Source organism: Corynebacterium pseudogenitalium, assembly GCF_024453815.1.
GTDB classification, from domain to species: Bacteria; Actinomycetota; Actinomycetes; order Mycobacteriales; family Mycobacteriaceae; genus Corynebacterium; species Corynebacterium pseudogenitalium.
This window is the reverse complement of sequence record NZ_CP072934.1, coordinates 485145-497675: the sequence shown is the minus strand read 5'-3', so window position 1 is coordinate 497675 and position 12531 is coordinate 485145. Positions and strand designations below refer to the sequence as shown.

11 protein-coding genes are annotated in these 12531 nt (G+C 63.9%); 3 read left to right on the top strand and 8 right to left on the bottom strand.

Going from position 1 to position 12531, the window contains the following annotated elements; genetic code table 11:
- Window positions 1-1896 (top strand): FAD/NAD(P)-binding protein, encoded by a 1896-nt coding sequence (locus KBP54_RS02340; RefSeq protein WP_070363028.1) that lies wholly within the window; start codon window positions 1-3, stop codon window positions 1894-1896.
- On the opposite strand, the gene KBP54_RS02335 is transcribed toward KBP54_RS02340, so the two are convergent.
- A complete protein-coding gene (locus KBP54_RS02335) occupies window positions 1893-2528 on the bottom strand; it encodes a LuxR C-terminal-related transcriptional regulator (RefSeq protein ID WP_070363029.1) in 636 nt (211 codons plus the stop codon). The two genes, KBP54_RS02340 and KBP54_RS02335, sit on opposite strands and share 4 nt — an antisense overlap.
- On the bottom strand, window positions 2525-3652 hold the full coding sequence (locus KBP54_RS02330) for an ATP-binding protein (RefSeq protein WP_070363030.1): 1128 nt from the start codon (window positions 3650-3652) through the stop codon (window positions 2525-2527). The genes KBP54_RS02335 and KBP54_RS02330 overlap by 4 nt, the downstream gene beginning before the upstream one ends.
- A 111-nt stretch (window positions 3653-3763) precedes the next feature.
- Between KBP54_RS02330 and KBP54_RS02325 the strand changes: the two genes are divergently transcribed.
- On the top strand, window positions 3764-4840 hold the full coding sequence (locus KBP54_RS02325; protein WP_070363031.1) for a PspC domain-containing protein: 1077 nt from the start codon (window positions 3764-3766) through the stop codon (window positions 4838-4840).
- Window position 4841: 1 nt separating this feature from the next.
- On the opposite strand, the gene guaA is transcribed toward KBP54_RS02325, so the two are convergent.
- The 4 genes from guaA to guaB all read right to left on the bottom strand — a co-directional run bounded on the left by guaA (window position 4842) and on the right by guaB (window position 10639).
- Window positions 4842-6395, bottom strand: a complete 1554-nt coding sequence (gene guaA / locus KBP54_RS02320) for a glutamine-hydrolyzing GMP synthase (RefSeq protein WP_256000530.1) — start codon at window positions 6393-6395, stop codon at window positions 4842-4844.
- A 212-nt stretch (window positions 6396-6607) separates the two neighbouring features.
- Window positions 6608-7900, bottom strand: coding sequence for a PAS domain-containing protein (locus tag KBP54_RS02315; RefSeq protein ID WP_070477610.1), 1293 nt, complete (start codon window positions 7898-7900; stop codon window positions 6608-6610).
- Window positions 7901-7924: 24 nt separating this feature from the next.
- On the bottom strand, window positions 7925-9079 hold the full coding sequence (locus KBP54_RS02310) for a GuaB3 family IMP dehydrogenase-related protein (protein ID WP_070363034.1): 1155 nt from the start codon (window positions 9077-9079) through the stop codon (window positions 7925-7927).
- A 36-nt stretch (window positions 9080-9115) separates the two neighbouring features.
- Complete coding sequence (gene guaB, locus KBP54_RS02305) at window positions 9116-10639, bottom strand: IMP dehydrogenase (protein WP_070363035.1); 1524 nt, start codon at window positions 10637-10639, stop codon at window positions 9116-9118.
- Window positions 10640-10743: 104 nt separating this feature from the next.
- Between guaB and KBP54_RS02300 the strand changes: the two genes are divergently transcribed.
- Window positions 10744-11166 carry a DUF5319 domain-containing protein gene (locus tag KBP54_RS02300; RefSeq protein ID WP_070363036.1) on the top strand — a complete coding sequence of 141 codons (423 nt, stop codon included), beginning with the start codon at window positions 10744-10746 and terminating at the stop codon, window positions 11164-11166.
- On the opposite strand, the gene KBP54_RS02295 is transcribed toward KBP54_RS02300, so the two are convergent.
- Both KBP54_RS02295 and KBP54_RS02290 read right to left on the bottom strand, forming a co-directional pair.
- Window positions 11163-11921 carry a hypothetical protein gene (locus tag KBP54_RS02295; protein ID WP_256000528.1) on the bottom strand — a complete coding sequence of 253 codons (759 nt, stop codon included), beginning with the start codon at window positions 11919-11921 and terminating at the stop codon, window positions 11163-11165. The two genes, KBP54_RS02300 and KBP54_RS02295, sit on opposite strands and share 4 nt — an antisense overlap.
- Window positions 11918-12502: a sigma-70 family RNA polymerase sigma factor gene (locus KBP54_RS02290; protein ID WP_070363038.1), complete on the bottom strand. Its 585-nt coding sequence runs from the start codon at window positions 12500-12502 to the stop codon at window positions 11918-11920. Before KBP54_RS02290 ends, KBP54_RS02295 begins: the two co-directional genes overlap by 4 nt.
- Window positions 12503-12531: the final 29 nt, after the last annotated feature.

Below are 12531 nucleotides of genomic sequence, written 5' to 3'. Positions count from 1 at the left end.
GTGCAGCCAGCAATCGCCATCGTCGGCGCAGGTCCACGCGGCATTTCCATCATCGAACGCGTCGCCGCCACGCTCAACGAATCTAATTCCAACCAGCCGCTGACAATCCACCTCATCGACGACGCCCAGCACGGCGCCGGGCGCGTCTGGGACACCGCACAAACCCACACGCTGTGCATGAACACGCTGGCCGGCGCCGTCACCCTCTTCACCGAACCCGGCGCGACCGTCACCGCCCCCATACTCGAGGGCCCCACCATGTACGAGTGGATCCAGCTCCTGCGCGGCGAGCGCGACACCATCTCCGCCACCAAGCAATCACTTTTCGACGCCCACCCAACCCCCAACCACGTCACCGCCGATTTCGGCGCGGAGCTGGCTGCCACCCGCCCGGAGTCCAACCCATCCCGCGCGCTGTACGGCGAGTACCTCCACTGGGTCCTCACGGTCGCGCTGGCGCAGCTCCCCGAGCACGTGACCGTCACCAACCACCGCTCCCGCGCGCAGCGCATCACCGCCGAGAACGGCCGCGACGCCATCACGCTTGAGGACGGCACCACCGTCCACGCCGACGCCACCGTGCTCGCCACCGGCTGGGTCGTCCCCGAGCACCCGGTGGCCTTCCGCGGGCACTGGATTCAGCCGGGCAACCCGGTGGAACAGGACGTCGATACGCTGGTTGCTGGCGAAACCGCAATCGTGCGCGGCCTTGGCATGGGCTTTTTCGACCTCATGGCGCTGAGCACCATCAACCGCGGCGGCCGCTTCGTGCCCGCCGACACCCGCTCCGGGCTGCGCTACGAACCCAGCGGCGCCGAGCCTCACCTCGTGGTCACCTCGGGTCGCGGCTACCCCTACCTGCCGAAATCCGAGTACCACTCGCTGCCGCCCAAGGCCGACCTCTCGCGACTGCGCGCCGCGATCGAGCAGCACAGCGACGCCACAACACTCAGCTTCGGCGAGCAGCTTTGGCCTGCCCTCATCCGCGACTCCTACGCCGCCTACTACACCACGCTTGCGCGCGTACGCCCCGACGCCCTGCGCATCCCGCTTGCGGACATCATCTCGCGCATCGACGCCGCACCACTCGCCGGCGCCGCCACTCGCACCAGCCTCCTGCCCTGCGCCCGCGCGCTCAACGACGCCCTTGCCGACGCCACCACCGAGCCCTTCGACATCTCCTACTGGATCGACCCCCTGGCCGGGTGTGACGGCCTCGACGCCGAGAGCCTGAACTGCGTCATCGCCGACGCCCTGGCCCGCGACATCGCCGAGGCCGTCGCCGCCCACGACTCCCCCATCAAGTCCGCCCTGTGGGTGATCTCCGCAGGCCGCAAACCGACCGCCATCGCCGTCGAGAACGGCCGCGGCACCCCGGAGGACCAGCGCGGCGCGCTCTCCGACTACATGGCATTCGGCCAGATGGTCGGCTCCGGTCCTCCGATGTTCCGCTCCCGCGAACTCCTCGCACTTATCGACGCCGGCCTGGTCACCCTGCTCGGCCCAACCCCAACCGTCACGCAATCGGGCACACACTTCACGGCCACCAGCGCCGAGCGCACCGTCACCGCGGACACCCTCGCGGACGCCTTCCTGCCGTCCCCCAATATCACCCGCGCAGCCGACCCCCTCACCGCGTCGCTGCTGGAAAGCGAGCGCATCCGCCCCTTCGCGCCCTTCGGCACGCCCACCGGCTCCCCCGAAACCGACGCGGACACCCGCCGCACCGTCCACCCCGACGGCACCCTGGACCCGCGCCTGCACATCGCAGGCATCCCCACCGGCAAGCAGTGGGCAGACACCACCATCTCCCCAATGCCCGGCACCGACCCGCGCATGCTGCAGGAAACAGACAAAACCGCACAGTCGCTGCTGCGGCAGGTAGGTGTACGCTAGCCCAGGTCGCGCGCAACCGCCCACCGGGTCAACTGGTGGCGGTTCGAGGTCTGCGTCTTACGCAAAATACTCGACGCATGCGTCTCCACCGTCTTCACGGAAATGAACAGGCGCTGCGCGATCTCCTTGTACGTGTAGCCCCGCGCCAGCAGGCGCAGCACCTCGAGTTCGCGCCGGGTCAGCGAGTCCACCGCCGGGTCGTCCTCCTCGACGACAGGCCTGCTCGCAAACGCATCAAGCACGAACCCCGCCAGGCGCGGCGAGAAGTACGCGTCCCCGCCGCGTACCCGCTCGATGGCCTCCGCGAGCTCCGCGCCCGCGATGTTCTTGGTCACGTACCCGCGGGCGCCCGCGCGGATTAGGGCAATGACGTCTTCGGCGGCGTCGGACACGCTGAGCACCAAGTACGCCGGGCCGGGTGCACGCTTCAGCACTGCGAGGCCGCCGCCGTCGGGCATGTGGACGTCGAGAAGCACGACGTCGGGCTGTGTCTGCTCGATCCCTCGCACCGCCTCGGCGACCGTGCCAGCCTCACCGACGATGTCCAGCTGGCCGTCGCCTGCGGCAGCCAGTTCGGCCTTCACTCCGGCCCGAAACACCGAGTGGTCGTCTACGAGAAACACGCGCGTCATAGGTCTAACGCTAGTTCGATCTCGGAGCCATTGCCTATCGACGACACCACGTGCGCCTCTCCCCCAACCCGCTCAACCCGCCCCACGATGGAATCGCGCAGCCCGTGCCGGTCCGCCGGCACCGCCTCCGGGTCGAAGCCGGCACCCCGGTCGCGCACGAACACCTCGAGCCTGCCCGCGAGGTGCTCCGCGTAGACGTCGATCGTGTCCACCCCCGCATGCTTTGCGGCGTTGACCATCGCCTCCCGGGCGGCGAGCACGACCGCTTCGGTGCGCTTGTCGAAAGGAAAGTCGTCTCCCACCGTGACCGGTTGAATCACGACCCCATAGGCGTCCTCCACCTCGCCAGCAGCCTTGCGCAACGCGGCGAAGGTGGTGGTGTGGTTGGACACGGTATCGTCGAACAGCCAGGCGCGAAGCTCACGCTCCTGGCCACGGGCAAGCCGAACCACCTCGTCCGGGTCACCCGCCTGGCGCTGAATCAGCGCCAAGGTCTGCAGCACCGAGTCATGCAAGCGGGAGGCGATCTCCGCGCGCTGGTCCGCCACCGCCTTCTGTTCACGCTCCGCGACGAGCGAGTTCGCCAACTTCGTAATCAACGGCACCACCAGCACCGCCACCCCCAGCACCGTCACCAGCACAGAGACAACCACACCGGCGACCCCGCTGCTTTCCCCCATCAGCGCTACCGCCAGCACCCCACCCATCACGAGCAGCGCTCCCAAGGACAGCGCCGCGAGGTTCTTCCATGAGGCCGTACCGCGGTCGTAGGCCTGCAACGCGATAATCGCACCCACTATGAGTACGCCAACCACGAACAGCACAGCCGATCCAACACCCGAGGAGCCCTGCAAGGACAGCAGCGCGCCCACAAACCCCACCAACACGAGGAAAACATCCAGCGCTCCAGGACGCTGCCGAGGCTCGGTGCTCTCGGCAACCGGGGTGAACATCCACAAGCCCGAGTACAGTAACGCCCCCAGCCCACCGGCGAAACTGGCGACAACAAAAAACAGCCGCACCCACCGCACATCCACCCCAAGGTGTCCCGCCACGCCAGAAGCCACACCCGCAATGACGCGGCGGGACGGGTCCCGGGTCAGCCGGGGATACAAAGCAGACATGCACTCATCTTTACACGCACAGTTCCTTGGGCACATCGGGGTAAACCCTGAAATCAAAAATCAGGGTCATTCCCGATACCGCCCGCGGGCCCACCACGGGACAATAAAGACATGGAAACCAACACACTGAAGCGCATGTGGGAGACCCGCCCACCCCGCATCCCAAAGGACCAGGGCGGCAAGGCTGCCATCGGCGGCGTCTGCGAAGGCATCGGCGCCCGCTACCAAATCGACCCGACACTGATCCGCGTTATCTTCGTAGCACTTGCACTCATATTCGGTGGTGGCCTCTTCCTCTACCTGCTGTGCTGGATCAACATGCCACGCTTCGGCATGACCCGCAGCCCGTGGAACGCAATTATCACGCCGAAAGAACAACTCACCGAACCGGAGAAGAAGGACCGCAGCACCGGTTGGTGGCTGCTGCTTGGCCTAGTGGTCTTCTTCCCATCTGTCTCAGCCGCAGGCGATCTCAACGGGGTGCTCGTTACGTTCGTGTTGTTCTCGCTCGGCTGGTACCTCGCTCACCAGCGCCGACCCGAGCCCCCGGCAGGACTGCTGGCAATGAACCCCGAGGAGGCGCCGACAAGCGAAGGCCCCACCGTGGACACCTCGCACCTCACCGTGTCCGAAGGCTACGAGCATCCTGGCACGCCACCCGCGTGGGACCCGCTCGGCGCGGCACCCGGGCTGTGGCACCTACCCGAACCAACCGAGCCAGCGCCGGAGCGTGCGCGACCAAAGAAGCGCTACTGGCTGTGGATCCCCGTCACGCTGGTGCTGACAACGGCAACAGTGTTTGCGCTGGGGGCCACCAGCGAAGTGCGACTTGGCAATTACAGCCGCTTCGGCAGCGCGTACATCACCGTGTACGACGTCGACGAGCTACCAGACCCAATGGGCACCCCCGACTTCATCGGCGAGTCCTACATCGACTTCACCGATCTCGAACCGCTGAGTGAGCCGAAAACGGTCAACATTGCGAACAACATCGGCAGCACCGATATCATCCTGCCGGAAAACGTCCCCGTCGACATCAACTGCAAGGTGAACATCGGCGAGGCCGCATGCCCCGAAGAACGACAAAACGCGAACACAGACAGCGCACTACTCACGATTAACGTGTCGCAGCGCGTCGGATCCGTGTCCGCGTACTACGCCCGCGAGGACGCGGGCGAAAGAAACTGACTTACTCCCACTCGATGGTGGCCGGCGGCTTGGAGGTCACGTCCAGCACCACGCGGTTGACGTCCGCCACCTCGTTGGTGATGCGGGTCGAGATGGCCTCCAGCGTCTCGTACGGGATGCGTACCCAGTCCGCGGTCATCGCATCCTCGGACGCGACAGGGCGCAGCACAATCGGGTGGCCGTAGGTGCGGCCGTCGCCCTGCACACCCACCGAGCGGACATCGGCCAGCAGCACGACCGGGCACTGCCAAATCTGGTCATCCAGACCAGCCTTGGTCAGCTCCTCGCGAGCAATCGCGTCAGCAGCGCGCAGGGTTTCCAGGCGCTCCTCGGTGACCTCACCAATGATGCGGATGCCCAGGCCCGGGCCCGGGAACGGCTGACGGTTCACGATCACCTCAGGCAGGCCCAGCTCGCGGCCGACCGCGCGGACCTCGTCCTTAAACAGCAGACGAAGCGGCTCGACCAGCTCGAACTCGACGTCATCCGGCAGACCGCCGACGTTGTGGTGGCTCTTAATGTTCGCGGTACCGGTGCCACCGCCCGACTCGACGACGTCCGGGTACAGCGTGCCCTGCACCAAGTAGTCCACCTTGTGGTCCGACAACACATCAGCCACGGCGCGCTCGAAGGAACGGATGAACTCCGCACCGATCGCCTTGCGCTTGGCCTCCGGCTCGGTCACCCCGGCCAGTTTGTCCAGGAAGGCCTTGCGCTCATCGACAGTGACAAGCTTCGCGCCGGTCGCAGCGACGAAGTCCTTCTCCACCTGTTCGCGCTCGCCCTGACGCAGCAGGCCGTGGTCCACAAACACGCACGTTAGGCGGTCACCGATCGCGCGCTGCACCAGCGCCGCAGCAACAGCCGAGTCCACACCACCGGACAGGCCACAGATGGCGTAGCCGTCCCCAACCTGGGTGCGAACCTGCTCAATGAGCTGCTCCGCAATATTGGATGCCGTCCAGTTCTGCTCCAGACCAGCGATCTCGGTGAGGAAGCGCGTCAGCACCTCCTGGCCGTGCGGCGAGTGCATCACCTCCGGGTGGTACTGCACACCGGCGAACTTGCGCTCCACGTTCTCGAACGCGGCGACCGGCGCACCCTTCGAAGACGCGGTGACCTCGAAGCCCTCCGGAGCCTGCGTTACCGAATCACCGTGGCTCATCCACACCTTGTGCTCCTCCGGCAAGCCGGCGTGCAGCACACCACCCATGACGTTCATCGCCGTGCGGCCGTACTCACGGGCGCCGGTCTGCTCAACCTTGCCGCCGAGCGCCTGCGTCATCACCTGGAAGCCGTAGCAGATGCCGAAGATCGGAATCCCCAACTCGAAAATCTCAGGGTCCAACTGCGGGGCGCCATCCTCATACACGGACGACGGGCCGCCGGACAGGACAAGCGCCAGCGGCTGCTTCTCCTTCACCTCCGCAGCGGAGATCGTGGACGGAACGACTTCGGAGAACACGTGCGCCTCACGCACACGACGCGCAATGAGCTGCGCGTACTGCGCACCGAAATCAACAACAAGAACAGGGCGAGTTTGAGCTGTAGTCACGCACCAAATCTTAACCTACGCAGCACCTAATGTGTACGTGAGCCCGATGACAGTGTCCTGCGCACCACATTCCCGCGCGCACAATTCGGGACCTGGGGAAACACCAATGCACCCGGCCGAAATACTGGAATCTGGTGCGGGAATCCCTTCGAAACAACAAAACACCACCCGCCAGGCAGGTGGTGTCTTCAGCGTTGCGGCGTTACAACAGACTACTTCAGCAGCGCACGCAGGTTCTCCAGCGCATCGTGCACCCCGTCAATCGCCGGGTCGGAGCCCAGCTTCTGCGAGGAAGCGTGCAGGCGCTCGATAGAGTTATCAGCAGCCTGGATAGCGCGGTGCACCTGAGCAACAAGCGGCTCGATGTTCTCGCCGAACGGCTCCTGCGCCGTGGTCTGGGACCAGCGACGAATCATCTCGAGCGGCATCTTGGTCAGCTCGGAAATCGAGTTCACCTTCAGGTCCACGCGGTTCGCCAGGGAGGAGTGCAGGAAGACTGCGTCGTCCATCTGCTTCACGTCCACCTCGAGGGCGTCGAACAGCATAGAGAGCACCTCGCCGCGGTTCGCCTCAAGGGAGAAAATCGCGGTCTGCGCAGTATGCAGACGAGCCAGCGCAATCGCCATACGCGCGGACGCCGCCTTCTTCGCCAACTCGCCAGCCACCTCGTTGAGCGACTGCGCGTTCTCGTCGATGATGCCACGCATCGTTGCCCACACCTGCAGCGGTGCAAGCAACAGCGTACGGGCAGCGCCCTCCGCCATGACGTTTTCCATCTCGCCCTTCACACTGTTGGTCACAGCGTTTTCTTCCACCAAAGTCTGGCTGGCCTTTGCCAGTTCTTCGGCGGCTTCCTTAATGGAGGACTGGATTTCCATGAAGCGGTCCAGCTCGCGGTAGAGGCGCTTAGTGGCCTCGTACACCTCGCCGGTGCCCTCTGGAAGGTCGAAGCCCGCTTCCTCACGCGCCAGCACCTCGGCCGGCAGCGCTTCGGCAACGAAGGCGTCGTAATCAGGCACAAGCTCCTGCAGCTTGTCCAAGCCAAGCTCTGCACGGCGGCGACGGCCAACGCCCTCGTGGCGCGCCTTCCACTCAACGTCGTTCACCGCTTGGTACACGTCGCCGACGACCTTGAACAGTTCGGTCATCGGGCGGGTGCGCACCGAGAGGTAGTCGCCATTTGGCAGAGGCGTCACGGTAGCAAACACGTCGTACGCAGAGCCGCTCTTTGCGCGGTTACGGACATAGCCTGCGAACGGTCGGCCGTCCTCAATGACGTCCCACATCAGCTTGAACGCGCCACCAGGCATCTCAATATGGCGAATGAGATTGTGTGGCTTCCCGATCATCTCGACTTCGGGATACTGCGCGTAGTGAATAAAGACCTCATTGACATGGGTCATAATGCCCTTGCTGTCCGTCACCGAGAAGAAGATGTGGTTGACATCAACCTCGTGGTGTGGGCCGTCAGGGGCATCTCGTTTAATAACTACTTCGTAGGCCATATTCGATATATTAGGTCAATCTGTTTACGGGCGGACGGTCACGTCGACCTTTTGGAACGACTTGAGATCAGTGTACCCACATTTCGCCATAATACGGCGCAAACCGCCCACTAAGTTCGTGGCAGCGCCCGAATCGCTCGATGGACCGAACAAAATCTCAGACAGCGGAAGACGATCGCCGAACTCCCAGTTGGCAACCTCGCCGCGCGGGAAGCGCGGGTGCGCAGCCGCCGGTTCCCAGTACGCGCCGCCAGCAGCGGCCTCGTTCGCCTTCGCGAACAGACTGCCTACCATGACGGCGTCGGCGCCCATGGCGAGTGCCAACGCGATGTCTCCGGCGTTCGACGGTGCCGAATCAGCGATGACGTGGACATAACGGCCACCGGTCTCGTCCAAGTAGTCGCGGCGAGCCGCAGCCACGTCGGCAATCGCAGTTGCGAGAGGAACGTCCAGCGCCAGGCCGGAAGAGGAGCGACCCGAACCAACAATCACGCCGGCTGCGCCAGCACGCATCAGGTGCGTGGCCGTCGTGTAGTCGAAGACGCCACCTGCGATGACCGGAACGTCGAGGGAGCCGATGAACTCCTTCAAGTTCAGCGGTTCCCCACCGGGCTGCACGTGCTCGGCGGAAATCAACGTGCCCTGCACGAACAGGATCTCTGCACCGGCCTTGATCACTGCCGGAGCAAGCTCGCGCACGTTTTGCGGGCTCACGCGCACAGCGACGGTCGCGCCCGACGCGCGGACCTGCGCAATGCGCTCGCTCAACACGTCCAAATTAATTGGGGCCTGATGGAGTTTCTGCAGCGTTGCCGTAGCCTTGGCAATCTTGCTAGGAATCTCGTGGTAGTTCTCCTGCTCGAGGTCCTTGGGATTTGGCGCCTGCCCGCAGACCTCGTTGATCGCCTCTTCGAAGTTCGCGTGGCGGCCCAGGATGCCCTCGGCGTTGAGCACCGCAAGTCCACCCTGCTTACCCATCTCGATGGCGAACTCGGGGCTCGCTAGGGCATCGGTCGGGTGGGATACGAGCGGCATGTCAAAGGAGTAGGCGTCGATGTGCCACTCCGTGTTGACGTCCTTCGACGAGCGGGTGCGCCGCGTCGGAACCAGGGTCAGATCGTCAAGGTCGTAGGCCTTGCGGGCTTCGCGTCCGATGCCAATTTCTACATATTCACGCATGTCAGGTTCTCTCCTTCAGGAGCCAGTCAGAAAGGATTAGTTGTGGTAGTTCGGCGCTGCAACCGTTTGCGTGATGTCATGCGGGTGCGATTCGCGCAAGCCAGCCGTGGTGATTTGGACGAACTGCTTCGTCTGCAGTTCTGCGATCGAGGCGGAGCCGGTGTAGCCCATCGCGGCGCGCAGACCACCGACGATCTGGTGGGTGATGGCGTCGATATCTCCGCGGAACGGAACGCGGCCCTCGACGCCCTCCGGCACCAGCTTGTCTTCGCTGGTGACGTCTGCCTGGAAGTAGCGGTCCTTGGAGAAGGAGCGCTTTTCGCCGGTCAGGCCACGGCCCTGCATCGCGCCCATCGAGCCCATGCCGCGGTAGCGCTTGTACTGCTTACCCCCAACAACCACGACGTCACCGGGTGCCTCAGTGGTGCCTGCGAGCATGGAGCCGAGCATGACGGTCGATGCGCCAGCGGCGAGGGCCTTAGCAACGTCGCCGGAGAACTGCATGCCACCGTCTGCGATGATCGGTACTCCGGCCTTGTGAGCAGGTACGGAAGCCTCCAGGATGGACGTGATCTGTGGTGCTCCGACGCCCGCAACAACGCGGGTGGTGCAAATGGAGCCAGGACCGATGCCAACCTTGATCGCGTCCGCACCGGCATCGATCATGGCCTGCGCGGCTTCGCGCGTTGCCAGGTTGCCGCCGACGACGTCAACGCGGTCGCCGAAGTCCTTCTTCACACGGGACACCATCTCCAGCACGCGGTTGTTATGTGCGTGCGCAGAGTCGACGACGAGGGCGTCGACACCCGCCTCAACGAGCAGCGCGGCACGCTCGTAGGACTCTTCACCAGTGCCGATACCAGCGGCAACAAGCAGACGGCCGTTCGAGTCCTTCGACGCGTTCGGGTACTGCTCGCTCTTCACGAAGTCCTTCACCGTGATCAGGCCAACCAGCTTGCCTGCCTTGTCCACGATCGGCAGCTTCTCCACCTTGTTCGCCGACAGCAGCGCAAGTGCCTCCTGCTTATCGACGCCCTCATCCGCCACAACCAGCGGCATCGGTGTCATCACCTCTGCGACCTTGCGGTCGTAGTCCGGCTCGAAGCGCATATCGCGGTTGGTGATGATGCCCACCAGGCGCTCGTCGGCGTCGATCACCGGCAGGCCCGAGATGTGGAAACGGCCGCACAGCGCGTCGACGTCACGAATCGTCATGTCCGGTGTGGCGGTCACCGGGTTGGTGACCATGCCGGACTCAGAACGCTTTACGATGTCAACCTGCTCCGCCTGGTCCTGAGCGCTCAGGTTACGGTGCAGCACGCCAATGCCACCCTGGCGCGCCATCGCGATCGCCATCCGCGACTCCGTGACCGTATCCATCGCAGCCGATGCGATCGGGATACCCAGCTTGATGTTGCGGCTGAACTGCGAGCTCGTGCTCACTTCGGCCGGCACAATGTGCGACTCGGCTGGCAGCAGCAGCACATCATCAAAGGTCAAGCCCCGCAGTGCAACCTTGTGCGGGTCATCCCCACCTGTAAGAACTCGCTCGTTTGCCATTGACAACTTCTCCTTCCGCGCGCGGTGTACCCGACATTGGTTTTCAGCCATGATATAACGTCGCGCGACACGACACACAGCGGCGTCGAAAAATCCCAACGCACATGGCTAATTGGCCTTGCTACTCCCCACACAATAGGCTGATCGGTGTGAATTACGACGACATGATGCCACTCGACCCGTTCGCAAACGACCCGAACGACCCGGCATCGTTCATCGAGGACGACGAACAGCCGGAGCCCTTAAGCAGCGAGGAGCGGCAGGCGATCATTCACGACCTCGCCCACGTCCGCGACGCACAACGTATCCTGCGCCCCCGCGGCATCCTCGGGATCTTCTTCATGTGTGAAGACTGCGAGCAGACGCACTACTACGACTGGGACATCATGGAGCAAAACATGATCTCCACGCTCAACAACGCGCTGCCGCCCGTCCACGAACCAAGCGCTAACCCGGACGTCAACGCCTATGTCACGTGGGATTACGCGCTGGGGTACATGGACGGCATCGAGTCCGCCGGGCGCTAGTGCTGCGGCGAGGCTGACGCCGGGGGCTCAACCGGCTTGGGGGAGGTCGTCGCCACTGGCGATTCCGGCGCGGCGTCCTTGCCTGTAGTAGCCGGCACGTGCGCACCGCTCGGTTCCGCACTCACTGTCGGCTGCGCGGAGGAATGCTGCTCGACGGCAGGCTGCTCCGTGACCACCTGCGTCACCGTCACCGGTTCGCGCGGCTCAGGTGTCACCGTCACAGTCACGGTGCGCGTCACCGTCACCTCGGGGATTGTCGACGCCACCGTGGGCTCAGACCCTTGCGTCTTCTTCACATCCATGGAGTCAAGCAACGCCTTGGCCTGTAACACCAGGGCACGCACAGCGTCGCCGTTACCCTCATCGCTGGCTACTTCCATCTCGTCGAGCGTGCTCGCAAGCTCCATGACCGACGCCCGCTCCCCAAACACGGTTGAGGCTACTGGCCACAGAGGGGAATCAGGAGTCACGTTGTACAACACTGCCCCGCTTCCAGCAACGATTGCGGTGGCTGCTGCCGCGCCCACAAGCCCACTGAGCCACGGGTTCATCTGCTTGCGCGCAGGCGCCGCCACGGGCGCTATGTATGGCGGCTCCGGCATCGGACGCTCGACGTCCTCGCGCAGCGCACCCATCAGGCCCAAAAGCGGATCGGTGCCGTCGCTAGGGTCCTCTCCACGTGACGCTTTGGTCAACAGGGCGTCATCCGCCAACAGCTCATCAAACTGCGGGATGCGGTGAGCATCACGTGTCATTTCGCAGACTCCTCTTCTTCAAGGGCCTCACGCAGGCGAGCCAGGGCACGGTGCTGTGCGACACGAACCGACCCAGCTGTCCCGCCAACAATCTCTGCTGTTTCTTCCGCCGAAAGGCCAACAAATACGCGAAGAATAATGATATTTCGCGCCTTCTCATTGAGTACATCGAGCAGCTCGCGCATTTTGTTACTCGCGTCGACATCCAGCGCATATCCCTCTGGATCCGCCTCTTGCGATACCCCATCGGGGATATCTTCGGTAGGCAGCATTCGGTCTCGCGCATAGCTGCGGTGCGCATCCGTCACCTTATTAAATGCAATCCCGTACACGAATGCCATGAACGGCTTACCCTGGTCCTTATAGGTACTGAGCGCCTTGACTACTGCAAAGCACACGTCCTGCGTAACGTCTTCCGGGGTCGGGGTGCGCCCACCGCCAATGCGGGCGCGGGCGTAGCGCAGCACAAATGGATAAATGAGCGCAACGACGCGCTGCGTCGCCCGATCATCACCGGACTGTGCAGCAGGCAGCAGTTGCGCAAGCTGCGCATTCACGTCATCAGTATCTATACCGCTCATACGCGACGCCCGACTCCTTTCCAGTATCG

Bases quoted from the DNA above. Each gene is read 5' to 3' on its own strand.
- KBP54_RS02310 (WP_070363034.1), bottom strand. From the start codon at position 9,079: ATGCGTGAATATGTAGAAATTGGCATCGGACGCGAAGCCCGCAAGGCC.
- KBP54_RS02325 (WP_070363031.1), top strand. From the start codon at position 3,764: ATGGAAACCAACACACTGAAGCGCATGTGGGAGACCCGCCCACCCCGC.
- KBP54_RS02295 (WP_256000528.1), bottom strand. From the start codon at position 11,921: ATGACACGTGATGCTCACCGCATCCCGCAGTTTGATGAGCTGTTGGCG.
- KBP54_RS02335 (WP_070363029.1), bottom strand. From the start codon at position 2,528: ATGACGCGCGTGTTTCTCGTAGACGACCACTCGGTGTTTCGGGCCGGA.
- KBP54_RS02315 (WP_070477610.1), bottom strand. From the start codon at position 7,900: ATGGCCTACGAAGTAGTTATTAAACGAGATGCCCCTGACGGCCCACAC.
- KBP54_RS02300 (WP_070363036.1), top strand. From the start codon at position 10,744: ATGGCTAATTGGCCTTGCTACTCCCCACACAATAGGCTGATCGGTGTG.
- guaB (WP_070363035.1), bottom strand. From the start codon at position 10,639: ATGGCAAACGAGCGAGTTCTTACAGGTGGGGATGACCCGCACAAGGTT.
- KBP54_RS02330 (WP_070363030.1), bottom strand. From the start codon at position 3,652: ATGTCTGCTTTGTATCCCCGGCTGACCCGGGACCCGTCCCGCCGCGTC.
- KBP54_RS02290 (WP_070363038.1), bottom strand. From the start codon at position 12,502: ATGAGCGGTATAGATACTGATGACGTGAATGCGCAGCTTGCGCAACTG.